This is a genomic window from Pseudoduganella sp. HUAS MS19, from assembly GCF_053615455.1.
Map to the genome: position 1 here is coordinate 4,877,508 of NZ_CM132133.1, position 22,986 is coordinate 4,900,493.

Consider the following 22,986-nt stretch of genomic DNA (forward strand, 5'->3'; position numbering starts at 1 on the left):
GAACATTACACATCCCGCGGGGTAACCCCGCAGAGGCTGTCCGTGCGCGAGGCAAAGACAGGCCGGCTTGACGGATCCGCCCCGCCGACACATTAGGTTAATTTTGCCTGAAGGTCAACACCAAGGCGGTTACTGCGTCACCGGAATTGCGTCAAGCTGGACGCTTTGCAGGAAGACCTGCGAATACGCCTCAAAGCCGGAATCGATGCCCAGGATGATCCATACCGCGCCATTCGCATCGGTGGTCACTCTCTGCGCCTTATCGCTCTTCACGGTCTTGCTGGCATAGGACACAGCGGTGCCGCAAGCCTGGCCGTTGGCGATATCGCCGATCACTTGCACGTCCTTGCCGCCTCCGGCCTGGTTGCCGCGATCGATATTCATGCGGATCTCATTATTGACTGTCACTGCTTTGGGTTCCGTGGCGGTGGCGCCGGCATGGACCCACACAGCTTCGCCTGGCGCGCCGCCAACTCCCATGCAGCCGCTTTGCGCATTGCTGGCAAACTTGAGCGAAAAGTTGATGTTGTAAGTGGTGTTCTTTTCCAGTCCGACGAACTGCTTCTTGACGAACAGGAACAGGTCGTCGCTGCGATTGGTACCGCCAAGAAGATAGCCCTTGCCGGTCAGCGGCGCAGGCAGCGTGCGCTGTTCGAAGACGACGTTGGTCGGTGCAGTTTCCGGCGTATAGTCGGAGGAGCTGCCGGTCCAGCCAGTGATGCCATCCCTGTCGAAGTCTACCGCCGCCGAGACTTGCCGGGGACCTTTGTCAGTCTCGTTACCACCACCGCAAGCAGCCAGCACGGACAGCATGGCGACGGAGATGCCGGTTTTCAGGATTGTTTTCATTGACTGCCCTTCTCACAAAAGTTTTGGAAAACCAATTGTAAAAAGGACCAAAGGCGCCGGAACGGCGCCTTTGTATGTAGAGGTATGTAGCCCGCTTAGACCATTGACTACATTTTTTTACTTCAGGTCGCCGCGCAGTTCTGCTACCTGGCGGTACAGCAATTCCGGGCTTACATCGGTTGGTTCAACCGGCTGGCCAACGGCCAGCGAGAGTTGCGAACGGAAGCCTTTGCGGAAGGCACGCTCCAGCAAGCCATCCTTGCTGCGGCTAAGCAGGTGGCCCCAGAGTCCGCGCAGTGCCATCGGGATCACCGGCACCTTGGTGCGCTCGATGATCTTGCTGATGCCGCCCTTGAACTCATTCATCTCGCCGGTGCTGGTCAGCTTACCCTCGGGGAAAATGCAAACCAGCTCGCCTTCATGCAGAGCCTGTGCGATGTCCACAAAGGCTTTTTCCATCAGCCACGGATCTTCCTTTGCCGGCGCAATCGGGATCGCCTTTGCGGTGCGGAAGATCCAGCCGAAGAACGGCATCTTGAAGATGCGATGGTCCATCACGAAGCGGATCGGGCGCGGGCTGGCGGCCACGATCACAATTGCGTCGACGTAGCTGACATGGTTGCAGACCAGTACGGCGCCGCCCTCTTCCGGGATACGGTCGGCATCGATCGTCTTCACATTGTGCACGGTGTGGATCAGGAGCCAGGCCAGGAAGCGCATCAGGAACTCAGGCACCAGCGAGAAGATGTAGACCGCTACGATGGCATTCATGATCGCGGTAGCGAGGAACACTTCCGGAATCGTGAAGCCCTGGCCCAGCAGCAGAATCGCCACACCGGTCGCCACCACCATGAACAGGGCGTTCATGATGTTCATGCCCGCGATGGTGCGCGACAAATGCTGCGGGTCGGCGCGCAGCTGGATCAGTGCGAACAGGGGAACGATGAAGAAGCCGCCGAATACGCCGATCATCACCACGTCGAAGATGATGCGCCAAGCGCCAGGGAGCATCACCATGGCGTAGGCATTCACTTCGCCCGGCGCGCTATAGCCTTGGCTGGCCAGGTACAGGTCGATGCCGAACACCGACAGGCCGATGGAGCCGAAAGGCACCAGGCCGATCTCCACCTTGCGGCCGGAGAGCTTTTCGCACAGCAGCGAACCGGCGCCGATCCCCAGCGAGAACATCGTCAGCAGCAGCACGAAGACGCTGTTGTCGCCTTTCAGGTAGTCCTTGGCGTATACCGGGAACTGGGCCAGCACGATCGCGCCGTAGAACCAGAACCAGGAATTGCCCAGCATCGAGAGGAAAACGGAGCGGTTGCCGGCCGAGAAACGCAGGTTGCGGATCGATTCCGAGAGCGGGTTCCAGTTCACTTTCAGGTCCGGCTGCGGCGCCGGCGTTTTCGGGATGCCGTGCGCGGTGACCAGGCCCAGTACTGCGAAGAACATCGTCGCCGCAGCAAGCCAGGTGATGCCGTCCGGCTTGTGATTGACGATGACCGCGCCGAACACCTGGCCAAGCAGGATGCCGACGAATGTGCCCATTTCAACGATGCCGTTGCCGCCGGTGAGCTCCTCCGGTTTCAGGTGCTGTGGCATGTAGGCGTACTTGACAGGGCCGAACAGGGTCGAGTGCATGCCCATGCCGAAGATGGCGATCAGCAGCAGTGCCAGCGTGTGCGTGAACCAGCCAATGCCGGCAACGCCCATGATGCCGATCTCCAGCCATTTGATGAAACGCGCCAGCTTGCCCTTCTCTATTTTCTCGGCGATCTGGCCGGAAGTGGCGGAGAACAGGACATACGGCAGGATGAACAGGCCGGGCACGAGGTTGGTGACCAGCGATGGGTCGAGGGTGGTCCAGCTCGACGCTTCAAAGGCTAGCGCCACGACCAGGGCGGTTTTGAACAGGTTGTCGTTAAACGCGCCGAGAAATTGGGTCCAGAAGAACGGCGCGAATCGGCGCTGTTTCAGGAGATCGAACTGGCTGGGATGGCTCATGTTGCGTCACGGGAATAGTGAAAATATCGACAACATACAGCACATTGCGCAAGCTCTCAACCCGACTTGTCAAAGTATCGGAATTTAATACTTTGCGACAACTGCACCATATGCGTAGCAGGCAGCGGTATACCGGGCCGACGGCCAATACCAGCACCACCATCCGGCATCCGCGCTCCAGCCAGGGTAGCGGAGAATCGAGCCGGCTGCAAAAAAAAGCGGCCAGCAAGCCGGCCGCTGAAGCTTGGAGGAAGCAACCGTGGCGGGTCAGAAGACCCACAGCTTGTCGGCCGGCAGTTGCAGCCAGTACTGGCCGTCCTGCAGGCGGTATTTGGAATGGGCGCGCACGCTGATGTCGCCGCGCTTGAACAGGCATTCCCAGCGGTCGCCCAGGTACATGCAGGTGACCAGGGCAAGCTGCAGCGAGTTCTCCACTTGGCTGCTGTTCACGCGTACTTCTTCAACGCGAATCAACGGAGCAATCGTATCGCCGCCCTTGCCGCGCGCGGTCGCCCGCAGCCGGTTGCCGGCAATCTCGATCACCACCTGATCGCCGTCGCGCGAAACCAGGGTGCCCGGCAGGCGATTGTTACTGCCCATGAATTCAGCCGTAAACAAGGTCTCCGGAGTTTCATACATCGATTGCGGCGTGCCCTGCTGTTCGATCTTGCCATTATTGAGCAACAGGATGCGATCGGAAATCGCCATCGCCTCATCCTGGTCATGGGTTACCATCAGGGCCGACAGGCCAAGACGCACGATCAGTTCGCGCAGGAAGGCTCGCGCCTCTTCGCGCAACTTCGCGTCCAGGTTGGACAACGGTTCGTCCAGCAGGATCACCGGCGGGTTGTACACCAGCGCACGCGCAATCGCCACGCGCTGCTGCTGGCCGCCCGACAACTGGTGCGGGAAACGTTCGCCCAGGTGGCCCAGGCCAAGCTGTTTCAGCACTTCCGACACGCGGCGGCCGATCTCCTCCTTGTTCATCTTGCGCAGTTTCAGGCCATAGGCCACGTTCTCCGCCACGGTCTTATGCGGCCACAACGCATAGGACTGGAATACCAGGCCCAGGTTGCGCTGTTCGGCCGGCATTTCAAAGCCCTGGCTGCCGTCGAACACGCGGCGGTCGCCGATGTCGATGGAGCCCAGGCGCGGGCTTTCCAGGCCGGCCACCGCGCGCAGCAGCGTGGTCTTGCCGCTGCCCGATGGGCCCAGCAGCGCCACTACTTCGCCTTTCTGCAGGTGCATCGACACGCCCTTCAGGATCGGGTTGGCGTGGGCCCCGGTGCCGTAGTCCAGGTGCAGGTCTGCGACCGACAATTCGTTCATTTTGAGGTCTCGTTTCATGATCGTGTTCTCAGTTATGCAGCTTGACGCCGAAGCGCAGCGCAATACCCAGGCCGATGCCGACCAGGGTGATGTTGATGAAGGAAAGCGCCGCCACCAGGTCGGTCGAACCACCCGCCCACAGCGACACGATCAGCGCGCCAATTACTTCGGTACCCGGCGACAGCAGGTACACGCCTGTCGAATACTCACGCTCGAAGATCAGGAAAATCATCAGCCACGCGCCTAGCAAGCCGTATTTGATCAACGGCAGGGTCACGTCGCGCGTTACCTGGCCGCGGCGGGCGCCGGCTGCGCGCGCCGCCTCTTCCAGTTCAGGGCCGACCTGCAGCAGCGCGGTGGAGATCAGGCGCATGCCGTAAGCCATCCACACTACCGAGTAAGCCAGCCACACCGCGAAGATGGTGGTGCGCAGGCTGCGCAGCGCAGGGATCGCGTTTTCCACAAGCCACACTGCCAGCACGTTCCCGGCCCCCCTGAGCATGCCATCCAGCCAGCTGGGCACGAACAGGAACACCCACAGGAAGGCCAGGCCAGCCAGCAGGCCGGGAACGGCACGCGGCACCAGCACGCTGTAGTCCAGGATGCGGGTCAGCAGGTCCGGCTTGCGGTGCATGGCCAGTGCGATAAAGCTGTAGCAGAAAATCGCCAGGCCGCCGCCAATCACGCCGATCAGAACCGTGTTGATGATGCCGCGGATCAGCGAATGCTGTTCGAAGATATCGCGGAAGTGCTGCAGCGTCAGGACGTCAGCCAGCTTCACGCCTTCGCCCCAGTACTGCACGAAGGAACGCAACGCAATGCCCGACAGCGGCATGACAATCGTGAACAGCAGCCACGCGCCCAGCAGCGCAAACGCCAGCCACTTCCAGCGTCCCAGCGGCAGCGCCTTGCTGCGCGCCCCCTTGCCCTTGATCGACACATATTTATTGGCCGATTTCAGCAGCCAGCGCTGGATCATCACCAGCGGCATGGTCACCGCCACCAGGCACACTGCGACAGCCGCCATCAGGTGGTAGGACGGGGTGCCCAGCTTGTTGGTCAGCTTGTACAGGTAGGTCGGCAGCACCAGGTGGCCTTCCGGATCGCCCAGCACCAGCACCAGGCCGAACACTTCGAAGCCGAGGAAGAACACCAGCACGCCCGCATAAGCCAGCGCCGGCATGATCATCGGCAGCGACACGTTGAACATCACCTGCAACGGCGAAGCGCCGGCCACGCGGGCTGCCTCCTCCACATCCGAGCCGAGGCTCTTCAGCGCCGAAGAGGCGTACAGGTAGACGTGCGGCACGTGGGTCAGTCCCGCGATGACGACGATGCTGGTGAAGGAATAGATATTCCAAGGGATGAATCCGACCAGGTCTTTCACCCAGGTCGAATAGAAGCCCACCGGCCCCATCGCCACCACGTAGCCGAAACCCATCACCATCGGCGAGACGAAAATCGGCACCAGCAGCAGCGGGGAAATCCAGCCGCGACCCGGCAGGTCGGTGCGCACCATCAGGAAGGCCAGCATGCCGCCCAGCGGCACGGCAATCGCAGCCAGCCCGGTGGCCAGCATCAGGCCATTCTTGAACGCCATCGAAAAGTCCGGGTCTTCCCAGATGAAGCGATAGGCATCCAATCCCACTTCCTTGCCGGGCATGAAGAACGGCGCCGACAGGAAGCTTTGGTAAAAGATCAGGAACAGCGGCAGGAAGATGGCGGTGCAGGTCAGCACTGCCACGATCCCGCGCGGCCAGTTGATGCCGGCGCGCCCTGTTCCCTGCAAAGTCGCGGTAGTCATGGACAACTCCTTATTTCTTGCCGGCGGTTTCTTTCCACTGCTTCAGGAAGGCCATGCGTTTCTGCGGGCCGAGGAACTGCAGCAGGATTGGGTGCACGGGCACCGGCTTGATCTTGTCCTGGCCGACTTGCTTGACCAGGTCGGACGAAGTGGTCTCGCCGGTCACGTCGGCACGGATCGCATACAGTTTGGACTCATTGGCGATAACGGCCTGGCCGCGCTGCGACAGGATGTAGTCCAGCCACAGCTTGGCGGCGTTGACGTTTTTCGCGCCCTTGTTGATGAAGATCACGCGCGACATCACCAGGGTGTAGTCTTTCGGCAGTTGCACGCCGATTGACGGGTCGGTCTTGGCGCGCACCAGGGCGTAGGAGCCCAGCACGTTGTAGCCGATCAGGTTCTCGCCGGATGATATGCGCTCCATCATGGTGCCGGTGGAGGACTGCACGCGCACCTTCGCCTCGCCGAAGGCATTCTCCAGCTCCAGGAATTTCGGGTATTCCTTGGCATCCTGGGTCATGAACATGAAGCCCACCCCGGATTTTTCGATATCGTAGGTGGTGACCTTGTCCCTGAACTTCGGCTGCCGGATCAGCTTCACGAAGTCGGCGTGGGTCTGCGGCACTTCCTTTGCGTCGACCAGGCGCTTGTTGTAGACGATGGCAGCCGGTTCGAAAGTGGTGCCGTACGCCTGGTCATCCCATACCGCCCAGCCAGGGATCTTCGACGCTTCCACCGATTTGTATTTCAGCGAGTAGCCATCGGAGGCCAGCCGCATCTGCAGGTCCATTGCAGAGGACCACATCACGTCGGCGGTGTTGCCCCCGGCAGCGATCTCGGAGATGAAGCGGTTATACACTTCGGTCGAATTCATGTCGTTGTATTCGACTGTGATGCCGGGATACAGGGCGCTGAAGTCGCGCACCAGGGGCTGCGCGGCCTTGCTGTCGGTGGCGCCGTAGACCACCAGCTTGCCCTCCTTCTTCGCCGCATCGATCAGCTTCTGGTAATCGGCGGGATAGCCGGCAGGGGCTTGCGCGAATGCTGCGCACGAAAACAGGCCGGCAGCGGCGGCCACCAGGGTCGTCTTGATCATTTGTGTCTCCTAGGTTTTTGAGGGATGTTTCAGCGCATCAGCCCTAGCTGGCTGGCGCGTTTGCCGTAATCTTCCACGGCTTTATGGACGTACTCGTTGAGTGCCTGTCCTGTCAGGCTGAAGGGATATAGTCCCGCCTCCGTTCGCAGCTTCGCGAATTCCGGCGTCGCCATGATGTGCTCGAACGTCCTTACCCATTGCTGGTAATCTGCATCGGCCACCTGGGGGCCCATCCACAAGCCGCGGATCACCGGCCATACGATGTCATAGCCCTGCTCGCGCGCAGTCGGCACGTTGGCCAGCACGCCCGGCAGGCGCTGTTCCGACATCACGGCCAGCACGCGAATCTTGCCGGCGATGGAAGGCAGGCTCGCTTCGGAAGCGTCGCCCGATACCACATGCACGAAGTTGGCCTGCATCGCGGTGAAGGACTCGCCGCCGCCTTCCAGCGCCACGAAACGCAGCACCTTCGGCTCCAGGCCGGCCTGGCGCACCAGCAGCGCCACCTTCAGCCAGTCCTGGCTGCCGATGGTGCCGCTGACGCCGATCAGCACCTTGGAAGGATCGCGCTTGAGCGCCGCCACCAGCTCAGCTAGCGACTTGTAGGGCGAATCGGCGCGGACCGCGATCATGCCGTAGTCCGCGCCCAGCGCGGCCACCCAGCGCACGTCGTCCGCGGTAGCCTTGCCGAATTTGCCCTGCGCGAGGTTCAGCAGCGAGCCGCCGGAAAACGCCACCAGGGTATTCGGCTCCGCGCGGCGCTGCGATACCAGCGAATGCCAGGCCACGGCACCGATCCCGCCCGGACGGTAGACCAGCCGCATCGACTGGCTGCCCGGCACCGTCGCCAGGCCCTTGCGGGCAAGCTTGCAGGTCAGGTCCATTGCGCCGCCCGGCTTGGACGGCACAATGCACTCTGCGGCCCGCGCCTGCGATGCCAGCAGCAGCGCAGCAGCGAAGATGAAGGACAGGATCTTCATGGCTTCATTATTATCAGAAGCGGTGCTGGATGCCAACCATTACGCCATGCTGGCTGTCGCCAAAGCCGGCGTCGTCGCGCGACAGGCCAACCAGCTGGTCATGCTTGGCTTTCGTGTAACCGACAGTCGCATACAGGTCGGTGCGCTTGGATGCGGCGTAGCGATAGCGCAGCACGTACATGGTGGGGTCGGCGTCCTGGCCGGCCGCCAGGTTGCGCTGGTCGATATGATAGACAGCGCCGGTGATGGTGACGTTCGGCTGCGGCTTGTATGCCACGCCGGCCCACAGCGTGTTGCCTTTCACATCAGCCGTGGCGGCCTTGCCGGACACCAGCTTGTAACTGCGCCCGCCGAGCCAGAACTTGAAGTCGCCCGTGGCGTAATAGCCGCCCAGGTGGTATGCGGTGGCTTCATCGCGGTTGCCGGTGGCGGCCAGATTGTTGCCGTTGATGCGCTCCGCCGTAAACATGGCGCCCAGCGATTCGGACTGATAGCTCACGGCGCCTGCGTACTTGGCGCTGTCGGCCGAACTGCTGCCGGCGCCCTGCTGCTCGCCCATGCCGTAGCTGAAGCCGTACTTCCAGTCGCCGCTCTGGCCGGAATATTTGATCAGGTTATCGAAACCGGTGGTCATGCCGTACTTGCTTGGCAGGGTGGCGCTGCCGCCGGTCGCCCAGGAGTAGTAAGGTGCAAAGCCCATCGGATCGAAGCGGATCACGGTGTCGTAGACGCTGGTGAAGGAGCGGCCCAGCACCACCCGGCCCCAGTTGCCTTCCAGGCCGACGTTGGCCTGGCGCTTGAACAGGTTTCCGTCCTGCGCACCGGTATCCATCAAGATGCCGCTTTCCAGCTGGTACACGGCCTTCAGGCCGCCGCCCAGGTCTTCGCTGCCTTTGATGCCCCAGCGCGAAGTATTCATGCCGCCGGAGCTGACGTGGGTAACGTTGCCGCCGCCTTGCTTGGCATCGGAAGTAATGTCGACACCCACGTCAAGCAAGCCGTATACCTGCACATTGGATTGGGCGTGGGCGGAAGAATAGGCGGCAAGCATCATCACGATGGCCGCTGCCATCGAAGTTCTTTTCACAATCAGTCTCCTGGGTTTATAGTTATTTCAGTCATGCCTCGCTCTGGCACGGTTCAACTATAAAATCGCCAACCTTTCAAACGCCTTTCAGGCAAATGCCATGCGAATACTGTTAGTGGAAGACCACACCGAATTACAACACTGGCTGTCCAAAGCCCTGCGTGATGCCAACCTTTCAGTCGAATGCGCCGATAACGGCGCCGATGCGGACTCCTTGCTGCTGACGCAGCAATACGCCCTGGTGATCCTCGACCTGACGCTGCCGCGCATGGACGGACTGGAAGTGCTGAAACGCCTGCGCGCGCGCGGCGGCAAGACGCCCGTATTGATCCTGACGGCGCGCGGCGGCCTGGAAGACCGCGTGCAGGGCCTGAACCTGGGCGCCGATGATTACCTCGCAAAGCCTTTCGAACTGGCCGAACTGGAAGCACGCGTCAAGGCCTTGCTGCGCCGCAGCGCAGGCAATGAATCGCTGGTGTACGAATGCGGGGCCCTGCGCTTCGATACGGTCAGCCGCATGTTTTCCTATTTCGGCGAAACCCTGCTGCTCACGCCGCGCGAACATGCCGTGCTGGAGGCGCTGATCACCAAGGGCGGCAAACCACTGGCGAAAGAAAAACTGTTCGACCAGGTTTTCTCCCTGGCCGACGATGCCAACATCGATGCAATTGAACTGTATATTCACCGCGTGCGCAAGAAGCTTGACCGCAAGGAGCCCGGCGCGGCGGCCATTACCACCTTGCGCGGCATCGGCTACCTGCTGCAGCCAGCCGAAGCGAAGGACTGATGAAAGCCATGCTCGCCATGGGAAGCCTGCGTGGCCAGTTGCTGCGCTGGCTGTTGCTGCCACTGGTCCTGCTGGAAATCGTCAACACCATCTCCGTCTACTACAACGCAGTGGACGCGGCAGACATGGCTTACGACCGTTCGCTGCTGGCATCCACACGCGCTTTGGCCGAACGCGTCTCGGTCGAAGGCGGCAAGGTCGTGGTCGACGTGCCCTACGTTGCGCTGGACAGCTTCGAGACCGACACCCTGGGGCGCATCTACTACAAGGTCACCGGCATCAACGGTGAAACGGTGTCCGGCTACGACGACCTGCCCGCAGTGCCGGCCCATGTGCCGCGCTCGGAGAACTACCCTGCCCTGGTGCGCTTCTACCACGCCAACTACAACGGCCAGCCGATCCGCATCGCGGCCCTGCTGCAGCCCGTGTATGACGACAATATGCGCGGCATCGCCCTGATCCAGGTCGGCGAAACACTCGATGCGCGCAAGGGCCTGACACTGAAGATCCTGTATGACACCATCGCGTGGCAGGCCAGCGTGGTCCTGCTGGCGGGCTTGCTGGTGTGGTTCGCGGTGAAGCTGGTGCTGCGCCCGCTGATGCAGCTAAAGCACGAGGTGGAGTCGCGTGACGTGTCCGACCTGTCCGACCTCGATCCGGCGCTGGTGCACAAGGAAGTGCGGCCGCTGGTGCAGGCGATGAACGCTTCAACCTCGCGTATCGCCGGCCTGATTGCCAGCCAGCGCCGCTTCATTGCCGACGCTTCGCATCAATTGCGCACGCCGCTGACGGTGCTCAAGACGCAGGCCGAACTGGCGCAGCGCGAACTTGAGCGCGCGCCAGCCGCTTCACCGGAACTGCGCAATGTGGTGGCCAGCATGGCCGCCACCACCGACTCCACGGTGCACCTCGCCAATCGCCTGCTGATGCTGGCGCGCATCGAACATGGTGAAAATCGCGAGCCGGTTCCTGTGCCCTTGCGCGACACCGTGCAGCAAGTTGCACTGGAGCTGGCCTTGTCCGCCGTCAATCGCGGCATTGACCTGTCACTCGAAGGCGACGGTGAAGCCAGCGTCAATGGCCAGGCTTTGCTGCTGCATGAACTGGTGTCGAACCTGGTCGACAACGCCCTGCACTACACGCCGCGCGGCGGCAGCGTGGTGCTGCGGGTGCTGCCCGGTGAAGCGCAGGTGGTACTGGAAGTGGAAGACAGTGGGCCCGGCATTCCGCCGGAAGACTGCGACAGGGTGTTCTCCCCCTTCTACCGCGCCGCATCGACCATGCAGGCGAATCCCGGCGGCTCCGGCCTGGGGCTGGCCATCGTCCGCGATATCGCAGTGCTGCACGACGCCAGGCTTGAACTCGACCAGGGCGCAGGCGGCCGTGGCCTGCTGGTGCGCGTCAGGTTCCCGCGCTCCATGCCCGCACCGGCAGCGTGATGGCAATGCGGGTGCCGGACGAGCAGTCCATCGCGAAACTGCCGCCCAGCGCCTGCAACCGTTCGCGCATTCCTGCCAGGCCAACGCCGGCTGCGGTGCGCGCCGGGTCGAAGCCGGTTCCATCGTCGGTCACTGCGATCTGCAAGGCGCCGCTGTGCCGCGCAACCTCCACGCTGGCCGTGCTGGCGCGGGCATGCTTGACGATATTCGACAGCGCTTCCTGCACGATGCGGTAGGCCGAGATCGCGGCATCGCCATCCAGTCCACCGAAATCGCCCTCGGATTTCAGCGAGAAGCGGCAAGCGGGATGGCTGCTGCCTACCTGGCGCACCATCTCCTCCAGCGCGCCCTGCAAGCCAAGCATGTCCAGCATTTCCGGGCGCAGGCGGCGCACCAGCGTGCGGCCACTGTTGTACAAGCCCAGCGCCAACCTGGTGATGGCCTGCGCCTTGTCGCGAATCTGCGCCGCCGGGGCCGTGCCGCCCAGCGCGCCCGTTCCGTCTTCCAGCATCGCCGTCGCCATGCCGGCAATCTGCTGCGCCTCCAGCCGCACAGCAATCAGCGTCGCGTTCAATTCATCATGGATCTCCAGCGCAATCGCCTTGCGCTCGTCTTCCACCGCCGTGGTCACGCGCTGCAGCAGGCGGCGCTTTTCGGCATCCGCCGCGCGCACCGCCTGCATCGATGCCTGCAGCGACGCGGCGAACCCGCTGGTCATCTGCCATGCCAGGCCCGCGCACGCCATCAGGCCCGCCAGCGCCACCGCCAGCTCAAGCTGCAAGCGCGAGCGCGCCTTGCGCAGCATGGCAGTCGGGGACATGCGTACCTGCACATAGCCCATCGTACCGACATTGCGGTTGCCCCCGCCCGTCACGTACAGCAAGCGCTTATGCACTGCCGCTTCGTAATAGCGCGGCTCTGGCATGGCATCGCCGCGCGCCGCAACATCGAGCAGTGGCTTGCGGTTGGCATCGAGCAGGGTAACCCGGTGGATAGCGCTGTCGGTCTGCAACATGCCGTTGATGGTGGCCCGCAGTTCGTCGAACCTGCCGTGCACCAAGCTGATTTCACTGCTGGCCACCAGGGCCGTGGCCAGCAACTGCCCGCGCTCCGCCAGTTCGGCATGCACCTCCGACTGGCGCGACTGGTAGTGGTACCAGGTGAGCGTGACGAATAGCGCCAGCACCGGCAGCAAGGTAATGGCCAGCAGCCGCCCGCGCGTGCCAACGCGCCATATGGCCCGCATCAGGCTTGCAGCACGCCGTGGCGCACCGCCAGGCGGGTGATATCGGCCGCGCGCTCAACACCCAACTTGTCCTTGATGGCCTGGCTGGAGTTGCTGATGGTCTTGCTGGAGACGCCCAGCTTTTCGGCGATTTCGGCGTTGGTCAGTCCTTCCGCCATCAGCTTGAAGATCTCCAGCGACCGTTCATCGAGCAGCGCCTGCGGCGATTGCTCGCCCAGCACCGACAGGCTGGCCAGGCGTTCCGCGATGGCGGGCATGAAGTACAGCTCGCCCTGCGCGGCACGCTGTACGGCTGTAAACAGCTCGGACGGGTCGCAATCCTTCGTAACCAGCGCCCTTGCGCCGATGCGGTAGGCCTCCTTGACCAGCGCGTCCTGGTCGAATTGGGTCAGGAAGATGAGATGCGCTTTCGGGGCCGCCGCCAGGATTTGGCGCGCCGCGTCCAGGCCCGTCATCTGCTCGCCGAAGCGCATATCGAGGATAGCAACGTCCGGTGCCAGCGCCTGGTAGGCCTGCACCGCTTCCGCCGGCGTGCGCGCCTGCCCCACGACTTCCACCCCAAAACCGGCCAGTGCCATCGCAAAACCACCCATGACAACAGGATGATCATCTGCCAGCAGTACTTTGATCTTGTTCATAGCATTCCCTATTTCCAGATGATGGAAGGATACCACGCCAAGGTGTAGCAATAAAAATTGCTTGCTTATTTCCATCGAATGGAAGAATATCTTGCCATGGACTGGCAATTCAGCCTACCAACAAGAAGAAAGGAGCACTTCCATGAACATCGACACCTCCCGTAAGAACTACACTGGCCTGGCTTTCGTCGCCCTCTTGCACCTTGTTGTCGCCGGCATCGCGCTGAAGCATTCCACCATCCTGATTAGCCGCACCACGCCGCCGGAGCCGGTCACGGTGACGCCGCTGCCGCCGGAGCCGAAAATCCTGCCGCCAAAGGTGCCCGACGTCCAGCCGACAAAACTGCCGGTGATTACCTTGCCCGAATTGCCAATCCTGATAGCGCCGGTCGATCCGCCGATCACCACCGCGCCGCCTGATACCAAGCCGCGTGACAAAACGCCGCCCGGCACGCCAGGACCAGGCGAAAAGCGCGATCCAGTCGAGCCTGTGCGCCCCCAGCCGCTGAACGTGGCCGCGGTCATCGACGCCGCCAGCTGCGCCAAGCCGGCCTACCCTGCCGGCGCGCTGCGCAACAGCGATGAAGGCACGGTCACGCTGGCCTTCCTGATCGGCAAAGACGGCCGCGTGGCCAGCGCCAAGGTCGAACGCACCAGTGGACACCGCGACCTGGACCGCGCCGCGCTGCAAGGCCTTTCGATGTGCGCCTTCAAGCCCGGCACCATCGACGGCGTAGCGCAGGAATCCTGGGCCCGCATGCAATACGCCTGGCGTCTCGATGAATGAGCAATAGAGCGCGGCAGTAAAGTGAATTCCCCTATCATGCGCCGGTTAACCATGTGGTTGCCGGCGCATGCTCTATGTTCATCAAGCTTTCTTTCCGCCAATTACTACTGGGCGTCTTCATGCTGATCGCCCTGCTGCTCAGCGCCACCTCGATCCAGGCCCTGTTCACGCTGGACCGCCTGGCCGCTGAAAGCCGCGAAGTCGGCCAGCATGCCGTCGTGCTCACGGCCAACGTGCAGCGCTTGGCCGAGCGCAGCGTCGCCATGGAACGCAGTGCGCGCCAATTCCTGGTGCTGGACGATCCCGCCTTCCGCGACCGCTATGCCGCTGCCTGGCGCGATGCCGAAGACGCCTTGTCCGCGCTCTCGGCCGGCCTGCCGTCCGTACCCAAGGCCAGCTTCGCTGCATGGCGCGACCAGGGCGAACAAGCCTGGCGCGCACTGCAGGCTCCCAACACCAGACGCGCGCAACGCCAGCAAATGCTGAACGTCGCACTGGCCGGGCTGTCCCCGGTCAACGAGGAACTGGCCGACGAAGTCAAACGCGAAGTCGACCAGCGCAACCAGCGCATTCTGCTAGGACTGGAACACCGGCGCAGCGTACTGGCGGGACAGCTGCTTGCCTCCATCAGCCTTGCCGCTGCACTGGCGCTCGGCTGCGGCATGTGGCTGTCGCGGCCACTGGCGCAAATTGAAGGCGCCATCGACCGCCTGGGGGGCAACCGCTACGACCAGCCGATCGAGGTCGAAGGCCCCGACGACTTGCGCCGCCTCGGCCAGCAGCTGAACTGGCTGCGCCAGCGCCTGGCCAGCCTGGAGGCCGACAAATCGCGCTTCCTGCGCCACATCTCGCACGAACTGAAAACGCCGCTGGCTGCGCTGGTGGAAGGCGTCGCCCTGCTGGAGGATGAAGTGGCCGGCACGCTGACACCGAACCAGCGCGAGGTGGCAGGCATCCTGCGCCAGAACACGGCCTCGCTGCAGAACCAGATCGAAGACCTGCTGCGCTATAACACCGCCACCTTCGCCGCCCAGTACCTGCAGCGCCAGCCCACCGATATCGCCGCCCTGCTGCGCGACACGGTCGACGCCCAGCGCCTGCAATGGCAGGCGCGCCGCCTCGACGTGTCGGTGGAAGGCGGCGCCCCGCCGATCTCCGTTGACCCGGGTAAGCTCGCCATCGCCACCAGCAACCTGCTGACCAACGCCGTGCGCTACAGCCCCGAAGGCGGCGCCGTTCGTTTCATCGTCGGCGAGCAGGCGGGAATGCTGGCCATCGATTGCATCGACCAGGGCCCGGGCGTTGCGCCGGAGGATGCGGCCCATATTTTCGAACCTTTCTACCAGGGGCTGCGCCAGCCGCCCGGCGCGCGGCGCGGCAACGGCGTCGGATTGTCCATTGTGCTCGAATACATCAGCGCCCACGGCGGATCGCTGCAACTGCTGCCGGCAAGCGTCGGCGCCCACTTCCGGATCGAACTTCCATATGAACACTAAAGCCCCGCCTTTGCTGCCGGTTTTGCTGCTGCCGCTGCTGCTCGCCGCCTGCGCGCAACGGCAGCCCATCACGCCGGCATTGCCGCCACTGCCGCCGCCGCCCGCTCCCGCGCCGCTGACGCTGCTGGTCGCTCCGCAAGACGAGGTCGCGCCGTTGCTGGCCTATCACCAGTCGCTGCGCCGCATGTCCCAAGGCGAACTCCTGAAGGAATTGAGCAACCTGTCGTTGCTGCAGAAAACGCCCAAAGTCCTGCTGCAATCTGCCATGGTGCTATCGCTCACGCGCGGCAGCGGCGACCTGGCGCGGGCGCAGGCGCAGTTCGACGTCGTCGCCACCGCGCCTGAGCCTGAAGCGCAGGGCTTGCGGCAGCTGGCGCAACTGCTGTCCGCACAATGCGCCGACACGCGCCGCCTGGTGGACGACGGCGACCGCCTGCGCGCGCAGCTGAAAGACAACCAGCGCAAGAACGAGCAATTGAACGAAACCCTGGAGGCGCTCAAGGAAATTGAGCGCGGCCTGCCTGCGAGAGCCAGCAAATGATGACCGAAATCCGTACCCCGATCTCCCCCCGGCTGCTGCTGGTCGACGACGACGCCGACCTCCTGCGCCTGCTCTCGATGCGCCTGAGCGCCAACGGCTACCAGGTCACCGCCGTCGGCAGCGCCGAGGCCGCACTGGCCAACCTGTCGATCGCCCTGCCCTCGCTGGTGATCAGCGACGTCCGCCTGCCCGAGCGCGACGGCATGTCCCTGTTCCAGCAAATCCGCAGCCAGCATCCGGCGCTGCCGGTGATCCTGCTCACCGCCCATGGCACCATTCCCGACGCGGTGGAGGCCACCTCGCTCGGCGCCTACGCCTACCTGACCAAGCCCTTCGACGCCAAGGTGCTGCTCGACCGCATCGGCCAGGCCTTGAGCGTCGCTGCGCCGGATGCGGCGCCGGACGCCGGCAGCGGCGCCTGGCGCACCGACATCATCAGCCGCAGCCGCGCCATGGAGGAAGTGCTGCATGAAGCGCAGCTGGTCGCAGCTTCCGACGCCAGCGTATTGATACGCGGCGAAAGCGGCACCGGCAAGGAATTGCTGGCGCGCGCCATCCACCGCGCCAGCCGCCGTGCCGCGGCGCCTTTCATCGCCGTCAACTGCGGCGCGATTCCCGAACAGTTGCTGGAATCCGAACTGTTCGGCCACGTAAAAGGCGCCTTCACCGGCGCCGTCGCCAGCCGCGAAGGGCTGCTGCAGGCGGCCGACGGCGGCACGCTGTTCCTCGACGAGATCGGCGATATGCCGCTGCTGCTGCAAGTGAAGCTGCTGCGCGTGCTGCAGGAGCGCGTGGTGCGCCAGGTAGGCTCGGACAACGGCCGCCCGGTCAATGTGCGAGTGCTGTCGGCCACCCACCGCGACCTGGAAGCGGCCATGCTGGAAGGCCAGTTCCGCGAAGACCTGTATTACCGCCTGAACGTCATCACGCTCACACTGCCCTCGCTGGCGGAAAGGCGGGAAGACATCGGCCTGCTGGCCACGCGCTTTTTGCAGCTGCTGGCCGACAAGTACGGCAAGACCGTCAACGGTTTTGCGCCCGAGGCGCTGGAAGCCCTGTCGCGCGCCTCCTGGCCGGGCAATGTGCGCCAGCTCTATAACGTGGTGGAACACGCCTGCGCTTTGGCCACCGCGCCGCTGGTGCCGCTATCGCTGGTGCAGCGTGCGCTGCGCGTGCCTTCGCTGGAAGTGCTCAGCTACACGGAAGCCAAGCAGCGCTTCGAGCGCAACTACCTGGTGCAGCTTCTCAAGCTCACCGACGGCAACGTGGCCGACGCCGCGCGCCTGGCTGAGCGCAACCGCACCGAGTTTTACCGCCTGCTGCAAAAGCACGAATTGAACGCCGCGCAATTCCGCAATGAGCCTGTCGCCGAGGGGCGACAGCCATAAAGCCCGTCAAATCAAGGCTTTGTGTGCGACGGCCCGAACCCTGTCGCTGTGCGGCGACAAACTTCATGTTGCCGCACGGCTAAGTCATTGATTTCTCTACATGGCACGCGCCTTGCAATACAAGGGACAACGCACAAGCGTTGACTGCCAACTTGAAAAATGGAGAGATAGACCATGAAGGATTCCAAACTGATCGCAGGCCTGTTCGCCGCCGCAGCATTCGCCCTCGCCTCGCTGTCCGCACACGCGCAGCAGGAAGGCGCCATGGCCGGTGCCGCCGTAGCCACCGCCGATTCCTCGCTGCAGGCCAAGGTCAAGGCCGCCCTCTCGGACCAGAAAGAGATCATCGTGTCGGCTAACCAGGGCATCGTGGTCCTGAGCGGCACCGTGCCAAGTTCCGACGCCGGCGCCAAAGCGATCCAGACGGCATCCGCCGTGGCGGGAGTGAAGGAAGTGAAGAGTGAGCTGACTGTCGCCGGCAAGTAATTGCCTTCGCTGCAGTAGTACCTCCCTTATCGGGCGGCCTCGGTGCCGCCCGTTTTTTTCTGCGCTTCAGCCATCCGCAGCAGCAGGCGATGCCCTATCCTGTCGGTCCAGTTGAAGTTATTCTGCAGCACGACTACCGCAGTACGCGTCTGCTCATCGAGACCGATGTAGCCCGTGTAGCCAGCCACCAGCCCGATCTGGTGGGTGATTTTGTGGCCGTCGATCTCGTCGACAAACCAGGCGCTCGCCGCAGCTTCGGTCTTGCGCTCATAATGGACCTTCAACGTATTACGCAAGCCCGCATCCAGCACATTATCGCCGCTCGACGACAAGTGGGCATTGGCGTAGGCCAGCAGGTCGCGCGCATTCGAGTAGACTGCTGCCGAACCGCTCATGATGTCGGTAAACTGCCAGTCTGGGACCAGCTTGCCACGCCGGATAAACTTGGGCTGGTCGCCGGCGTGGCCCAAGGCCCGCTCGCCGTAGCCCGGCAGGTTCTGCGGCACATAGCCAGTGCTTTTCAGGCGCAGCGGATCGAGCACTTTCTCGTGTACCAGCGCGGCGACCTTTTTCCCGGTTTTCAGTTCCAGCACATAACCGAGCACGCCGTAGCCGATGTTCGAGTATTGCGGCACGCCGCCGTTGCGGCTCTTGAACTCCGACAGGTACTCCAGCAAATAAGGCCGGTCGAAATGGCGATAGAAGCTCTTGCCGGTGAACAGATACTCCACAAAATAGATCAGCGTCCGCTCTGTCATCGGCTGGCGCGGAAGGCCGGCGGTATGGGTGACAAGCTGGCGCAAGGTGATGCGCTTCGCATCGTCGCTGAGTGCCACCTCGGCCGGCAATAGCGTTGCCAACGTGTCTTCCCAGTGCAGCACACCCTCTTGTACCAGCACGGAAGTTGTCGCCGCAAGGAAGCCCTTGCTAAGCGATCCCACCGCAAACAGGGTATCGCCATCAGGACGATGGCCGCCTTCCTCGTGCGTTGTCCCAAAACCGAAGAAGTGCTGTTTTCCGTCGGGCGTCAGCACGCCGACCACCAGCCCCGTCGTTTCACCGGAATCGATCATCGGCTGCGCCAGGCCAGCTACCTCGGCCCCGATATCTCCGGTCAGCGCGAGGCGCTGTGCAGCGCTGTTGTCAGGATCCAGTTGTGTATCGGACAAGGTGCCGCATCCGGCCAGAACGATCGAAACACAGGCCAGGCAAAGAATGCGAACCAAGTTCAATTTAAGCAACAATATATTCCAAAAGGAAACGATTATATCAAAACTTTATGGCCGGCCGGATTTGGAAGCCGGTAAGAAAATGGCCCCAGCGGGGCCATTGGGCAGTTCCGGATACCGGGATGGTCAGGCAAGGTTCTCGAGGCGGATCTTGGTCACGTTGCCCACGATGCTGGACAGCTTTTCGATCTTATCGATGGCAGCCACCACGTTCTTCTCCTGCGTCTGGTGGGTCAGCAGGATGATGTCGGTGTGGGTCTCGCCCTCCGCCGGTTCCTTCTGCATCATGGCGTCGATGGAAATGGTGGCATCGGCCAGGATGCGCGTCAGTTCCGCCAGCACGCCCGGGCGGTCAGCCACCGTCATGCGCAGGTAGTAGCTGGTGGTGATCTCGGACATCGGCAAGATCTTGATGTCGGTCATCGCATTCGGCTGGAAAGCCAGGTGCGGCACGCGGTGTTCGGGATCGGCCGTGGCCAGACGGGTAATGTCGACCAGGTCCGCGATCACGGCCGAAGCAGTCGGCTCGGGGCCGGCGCCTTTGCCGTAGTACATGGTGGCGCCAATCGCATCGCCTTGCACCAGCACCGCATTCATCGCGCCTTCCACGTTGGCGATCAGGCGCTTGGCCGGGATCAGTGTCGGGTGCACGCGCAGCTCGATGCCCTCGCCGCCGCTCACTTGTGCGCGGCGCGCGATGCCCAGCAGCTTGATGCGGTAGCCCAGTTGTTCTGCATACTTGATGTCGATCGCCTGCAGCTTGGTGATGCCCTCGATATGGGCCTTGTCGAACTGCACCGGAATGCCGAAGGCAATCGCCGACAGGATGGTTGCCTTGTGCGCCGCATCCACGCCTTCGATATCGAAGGTCGGATCGGCTTCCGCGTAACCCAGGCGCTGCGCTTCCTTCAGCACGGTGCCGAAGTCCAGGCCTTTGTCGCGCATCTCGGACAGGATGAAGTTGGTGGTGCCATTGATGATGCCGGCAATCCATTCGATGCGGTTGGCCGTCAGGCCTTCGCGCAATGCCTTGATGATCGGGATGCCACCGGCGACAGCCGCCTCGAAGGCCACCATCACTCCCTTGGCCTGGGCCGCGGCGAAGATCTCGGTGCCATGCATGGCCAGCAGCGCCTTGTTGGCGGTGACCACGTGCTTGCCGTTGGCGATGGCCTGCATCACCAGTTCCTTGGCGGTGTCGTAGCCGCCAATGAGCTCCACGACGATATCGATTTCCGGATCGTTGACGATCTCGAACGGGTCTGCCACCACTTTGCACTGGCCTTCGGTGCGCTCCTTTGCGCGCTCCAGGTTGCGGGCCGATACGGCCATAATCTCGATACCGCGGCCGGCGCGGCGGCGGATCTCTTCCTGGTTGCGTCGCAATACACTGAACGTCCCGGCGCCTACATTGCCTACGCCCAGCAAACCTACTTTAATCGATTTCATCTTTTATCCCTGGTTTTGTTAGCTGTGCCCGTGCCGTTTTCGGTAGCCTTCCATAAAGCGTGCGATGCGGCCGAATGCATCTTCCATATCGTCCGAATTCGACAGGAACACCACGCGGAAGTGGTCCGGGCTATGCCAGTTGAAGCCCGTGCCCTGCACGATAAGGACCTTGGTTTCTTCCAGCAGTTCGTATGCGAATTGCTGGTCGTCCGCGATCGGGTAGATCTTCGGATCGAGGCGGGGGAACATATACAGTGCAGCTTTTGGCTTGACCACGCTGACACCCGGAATATCGGACAGCAGCTTGTATGCCAGGTCGCGCTGCTTGAGCAGGCGCCCGCCGGGAGCCACCAGGTCATTGATGCTCTGGTAGCCGCCGAGCGCAGTCTGGATCGCAAACTGCCCCGGAGCGTTGGCGCAAAGGCGCATCGAGGCCAGCATGTTCAGGCCCCAGATGTAATCCTTCGCATATTTCTTGTTTTCGCCGGAGAGCACCATCCAGCCGGCACGGTAGCCGCAGGAACGGTAGCTCTTGGACAGGCCGTTGAAGGTCACGCAGAACACGTCCTCGCACAGCGCGGCGATCGAGGTGTGGGTGACGCCGTCGTACAGCACCTTGTCGTAGATTTCGTCGGCGTAGATGATCAACTGGTGCTGGCGCGCCAGCTCGATAATCTGCAGCAGCACTTCGTCCGGGTACAGCGCGCCGGTCGGGTTGTTCGGGTTGATGACGACAATCGCCTTGGTGTTGGGCGTAATCTTCTTGCGCATGTCGTCGATGTCCGGGAACCAGTGCTGCTGCTCGTCGCAGACATAGTGCACCGGCTTGCCGCCGGACAGGCTGACTGCCGCCGTCCACAGCGGATAGTCGGGCGCCGGCACCAGCACTTCATCGCCGTTGTTCAGCAGCGCGTTCATTGACATCACGATCAGCTCGGAGGCGCCGTTGCCCAGGTAGATGTCGTCCATCGTCACGTTGGCGACCTTCTTTTGCTGGGTGTAGTGCATCACCGCCTTGCGCGGCGCGAACAGGCCTTTGGAATCGGTATACCCGGCCGCATTCGGCAGGTTCAGGATCATGTCGTGGACGATTTCGTCAGGCGGATCGAAGCCGAACGGCTGCATATTGCCGATGTTCAGCTTGATGATCTTGTGGCCCTCTTCCTCCATCAAGCGGGCCTTCTCCGGGACTGGGCCGCGGATTTCGTAACAAATCTCGTTGAGCTTATTGGATTTCTGAACCGGACGCAAAATCAATCCCTTACGTGTAATTGCTGCAATGCGAAAATACTCATTCTGCCGAATTAAATTGGTTTAATCAACCATCGATATGCGCAAAACGTTACAATAAGATCTCTATTGCATTTAAATATAGCGAAATGTTATGAAGCTCCACTCCAGCACCACCGGCCAGTACCAGACCGTTTCCGGTTATTTCGACGGCGGAGTCGAGATCAACGGCAAGCCCTTCGACTACAGCCTGCTGGTCCTGCCGGAAAGCGCACCGCGCCCCTGGCCGGTGGCAAAGTTCGAGGAACTGACAGTCGAACACTTCGAACAACTGCTGGCCGAACAGCCCGACGTGGTCATCCTCGGCACCGGCGCGCGCCAGCGCTTCGTCCATCCGCGCCTGGCCGCCCCGCTGACCGGCAAGCAGATCGGCGTCGAATGCATGGACACCAATGCCGCCTGCCGCACCTACAACATCCTGATGGGTGAAGGCCGCAAGGCCCTGCTGGCACTGATCATTGAAAAATAACACTTTGCCCCTAAATAAACGCGCATGAGCCAAACCATCCCCGACTTCAGCGCCGCCATGACCAGCGGCCAGACCTTCCAGCTCTCCGGCCGCCCCGCCAAATCGACCGTGCTGTTCTTCTACCCCAAGGACAATACGCCGGGGTGCACCACCGAGAATATGGCCTTCCGCGACCTGCACGACCAGTTCACCGCCGCCGGTGCTGAAATTTACGGCATCAGCCGCGACTCGCTGCGCTCGCACGAAAACTTCAAGGCAAAACTGGGCCTGCCGTTCGAACTGATCTCCGATCCGGACGAAGCGGTGTGCCTGGCCTTCAATGTCATGAAGATGAAAAAAATGTACGGTAAAGATGTACGCGGCGTTGAGCGCAGCACGTTTGTGATTGACGCAAAAGGCCGATTGGTGAAAGAATGGAGAGGCGTGAAAGTACCAGGTCACGTCGATGAGGTGCTGGAATTCGTGGCAAACCTGGGCTGATGGCAAGGCCCTCGCCGCGAATGTGTTAGCTCAACGGGAGCTTTACATTTGAACGTATCAGCCAGATTTTGAGTCGAGTAAGTCCTTCCACCCACTGTCCCCGGTGGCATGC

General features: G+C 62.3%; 21 protein-coding genes. 9 read left to right on the forward strand and 12 right to left on the reverse strand.

Annotated features, from left to right (window positions below; genetic code table 11):
- Positions 1-129: 129 nt before the first annotated feature.
- From ACWBU6_RS22375 to ACWBU6_RS22405, 7 genes are all read right to left on the reverse strand, one after another.
- On the reverse strand, positions 130-849 hold the full coding sequence (locus ACWBU6_RS22375; protein ID WP_452645553.1) for a hypothetical protein: 720 nt from the start codon (positions 847-849) through the stop codon (positions 130-132).
- Between the two features lie 117 nt (positions 850-966).
- Entirely contained in the window at positions 967-2,853 is a 1,887-nt protein-coding gene (locus tag ACWBU6_RS22380; RefSeq protein ID WP_452645554.1) for an MFS transporter, read from the reverse strand.
- Between the two features lie 267 nt (positions 2,854-3,120).
- Positions 3,121-4,182 (reverse strand): ABC transporter ATP-binding protein, encoded by a 1,062-nt coding sequence (locus ACWBU6_RS22385; RefSeq protein ID WP_452649605.1) that lies wholly within the window; start codon positions 4,180-4,182, stop codon positions 3,121-3,123.
- 28 nt (positions 4,183-4,210) lie between these two features.
- Entirely contained in the window at positions 4,211-5,986 is a 1,776-nt protein-coding gene (locus ACWBU6_RS22390) for an ABC transporter permease (RefSeq protein WP_452645555.1), read from the reverse strand.
- A 10-nt stretch (positions 5,987-5,996) separates the two neighbouring features.
- Entirely contained in the window at positions 5,997-7,082 is a 1,086-nt protein-coding gene (locus tag ACWBU6_RS22395) for an ABC transporter substrate-binding protein (RefSeq protein ID WP_452645556.1), read from the reverse strand.
- Positions 7,083-7,111: 29 nt separating this feature from the next.
- On the reverse strand, positions 7,112-8,062 hold the full coding sequence (locus tag ACWBU6_RS22400) for a tripartite tricarboxylate transporter substrate binding protein (RefSeq protein ID WP_452645557.1): 951 nt from the start codon (positions 8,060-8,062) through the stop codon (positions 7,112-7,114).
- Between the two features lie 13 nt (positions 8,063-8,075).
- Positions 8,076-9,149: a porin gene (locus tag ACWBU6_RS22405; RefSeq protein ID WP_452645558.1), complete on the reverse strand. Its 1,074-nt coding sequence runs from the start codon at positions 9,147-9,149 to the stop codon at positions 8,076-8,078.
- A gap of 100 nt (positions 9,150-9,249) precedes the next feature.
- On the opposite strand from ACWBU6_RS22405, the gene ACWBU6_RS22410 reads away from it, so the two are divergent.
- Together ACWBU6_RS22410 and ACWBU6_RS22415 are read left to right on the forward strand one after the other, a co-directional pair.
- A complete protein-coding gene (locus ACWBU6_RS22410; protein ID WP_452645559.1) occupies positions 9,250-9,936 on the forward strand; it encodes a response regulator in 687 nt (228 codons plus the stop codon).
- The gene (locus ACWBU6_RS22415) at positions 9,936-11,375 is read left to right on the forward strand and encodes a sensor histidine kinase (protein ID WP_452645560.1); all 1,440 of its coding nucleotides are present in this window, start codon (positions 9,936-9,938) and stop codon (positions 11,373-11,375) included. Before ACWBU6_RS22410 ends, ACWBU6_RS22415 begins: the two co-directional genes overlap by 1 nt.
- On the opposite strand, the gene ACWBU6_RS22420 is transcribed toward ACWBU6_RS22415, so the two are convergent.
- Positions 11,338-12,621: a sensor histidine kinase gene (locus ACWBU6_RS22420; RefSeq protein WP_452645561.1), complete on the reverse strand. Its 1,284-nt coding sequence runs from the start codon at positions 12,619-12,621 to the stop codon at positions 11,338-11,340. The genes ACWBU6_RS22415 and ACWBU6_RS22420 overlap by 38 nt on opposite strands.
- Positions 12,621-13,259, reverse strand: coding sequence for a response regulator (locus tag ACWBU6_RS22425; RefSeq protein ID WP_452645562.1), 639 nt, complete (start codon positions 13,257-13,259; stop codon positions 12,621-12,623). Before ACWBU6_RS22425 ends, ACWBU6_RS22420 begins: the two co-directional genes overlap by 1 nt.
- A gap of 142 nt (positions 13,260-13,401) precedes the next feature.
- On the opposite strand from ACWBU6_RS22425, the gene ACWBU6_RS22430 reads away from it, so the two are divergent.
- From ACWBU6_RS22430 to ACWBU6_RS22450, 5 genes are all read left to right on the forward strand, one after another.
- On the forward strand, positions 13,402-14,046 hold the full coding sequence (locus tag ACWBU6_RS22430) for a TonB family protein (protein ID WP_452645563.1): 645 nt from the start codon (positions 13,402-13,404) through the stop codon (positions 14,044-14,046).
- Positions 14,047-14,120: 74 nt separating this feature from the next.
- Complete coding sequence (locus tag ACWBU6_RS22435; RefSeq protein WP_452645564.1) at positions 14,121-15,542, forward strand: HAMP domain-containing sensor histidine kinase; 1,422 nt, start codon at positions 14,121-14,123, stop codon at positions 15,540-15,542.
- Positions 15,532-16,083 (forward strand): hypothetical protein, encoded by a 552-nt coding sequence (locus tag ACWBU6_RS22440; protein ID WP_452645565.1) that lies wholly within the window; start codon positions 15,532-15,534, stop codon positions 16,081-16,083. The genes ACWBU6_RS22435 and ACWBU6_RS22440 overlap by 11 nt, the downstream gene beginning before the upstream one ends.
- Positions 16,080-17,471: a sigma 54-interacting transcriptional regulator gene (locus ACWBU6_RS22445; RefSeq protein ID WP_452645566.1), complete on the forward strand. Its 1,392-nt coding sequence runs from the start codon at positions 16,080-16,082 to the stop codon at positions 17,469-17,471. The genes ACWBU6_RS22440 and ACWBU6_RS22445 overlap by 4 nt, the downstream gene beginning before the upstream one ends.
- Before the next feature lie 174 nt (positions 17,472-17,645).
- Positions 17,646-17,957 (forward strand): BON domain-containing protein, encoded by a 312-nt coding sequence (locus ACWBU6_RS22450; protein WP_452645567.1) that lies wholly within the window; start codon positions 17,646-17,648, stop codon positions 17,955-17,957.
- 26 nt (positions 17,958-17,983) lie between these two features.
- Here ACWBU6_RS22450 and ACWBU6_RS22455 read toward each other — a convergent pair whose 3' ends face one another.
- From ACWBU6_RS22455 to ACWBU6_RS22465, 3 genes are all read right to left on the reverse strand, one after another.
- The gene (locus tag ACWBU6_RS22455) at positions 17,984-19,201 is read right to left on the reverse strand and encodes a serine hydrolase domain-containing protein (RefSeq protein ID WP_452645568.1); all 1,218 of its coding nucleotides are present in this window, start codon (positions 19,199-19,201) and stop codon (positions 17,984-17,986) included.
- Between the two features lie 111 nt (positions 19,202-19,312).
- Positions 19,313-20,635, reverse strand: a complete 1,323-nt coding sequence (locus ACWBU6_RS22460) for a homoserine dehydrogenase (protein WP_452645569.1) — start codon at positions 20,633-20,635, stop codon at positions 19,313-19,315.
- Positions 20,636-20,653: 18 nt separating this feature from the next.
- Positions 20,654-21,886 (reverse strand): pyridoxal phosphate-dependent aminotransferase, encoded by a 1,233-nt coding sequence (locus tag ACWBU6_RS22465; protein ID WP_452645570.1) that lies wholly within the window; start codon positions 21,884-21,886, stop codon positions 20,654-20,656.
- Positions 21,887-22,019: 133 nt separating this feature from the next.
- Between ACWBU6_RS22465 and ACWBU6_RS22470 the strand changes: the two genes are divergently transcribed.
- Together ACWBU6_RS22470 and ACWBU6_RS22475 are read left to right on the forward strand one after the other, a co-directional pair.
- A complete protein-coding gene (locus tag ACWBU6_RS22470) occupies positions 22,020-22,394 on the forward strand; it encodes an Mth938-like domain-containing protein (protein WP_452645571.1) in 375 nt (124 codons plus the stop codon).
- A gap of 24 nt (positions 22,395-22,418) precedes the next feature.
- Positions 22,419-22,874 (forward strand): peroxiredoxin, encoded by a 456-nt coding sequence (locus ACWBU6_RS22475; RefSeq protein WP_452645572.1) that lies wholly within the window; start codon positions 22,419-22,421, stop codon positions 22,872-22,874.
- Positions 22,875-22,986 lie beyond the last annotated feature (112 nt).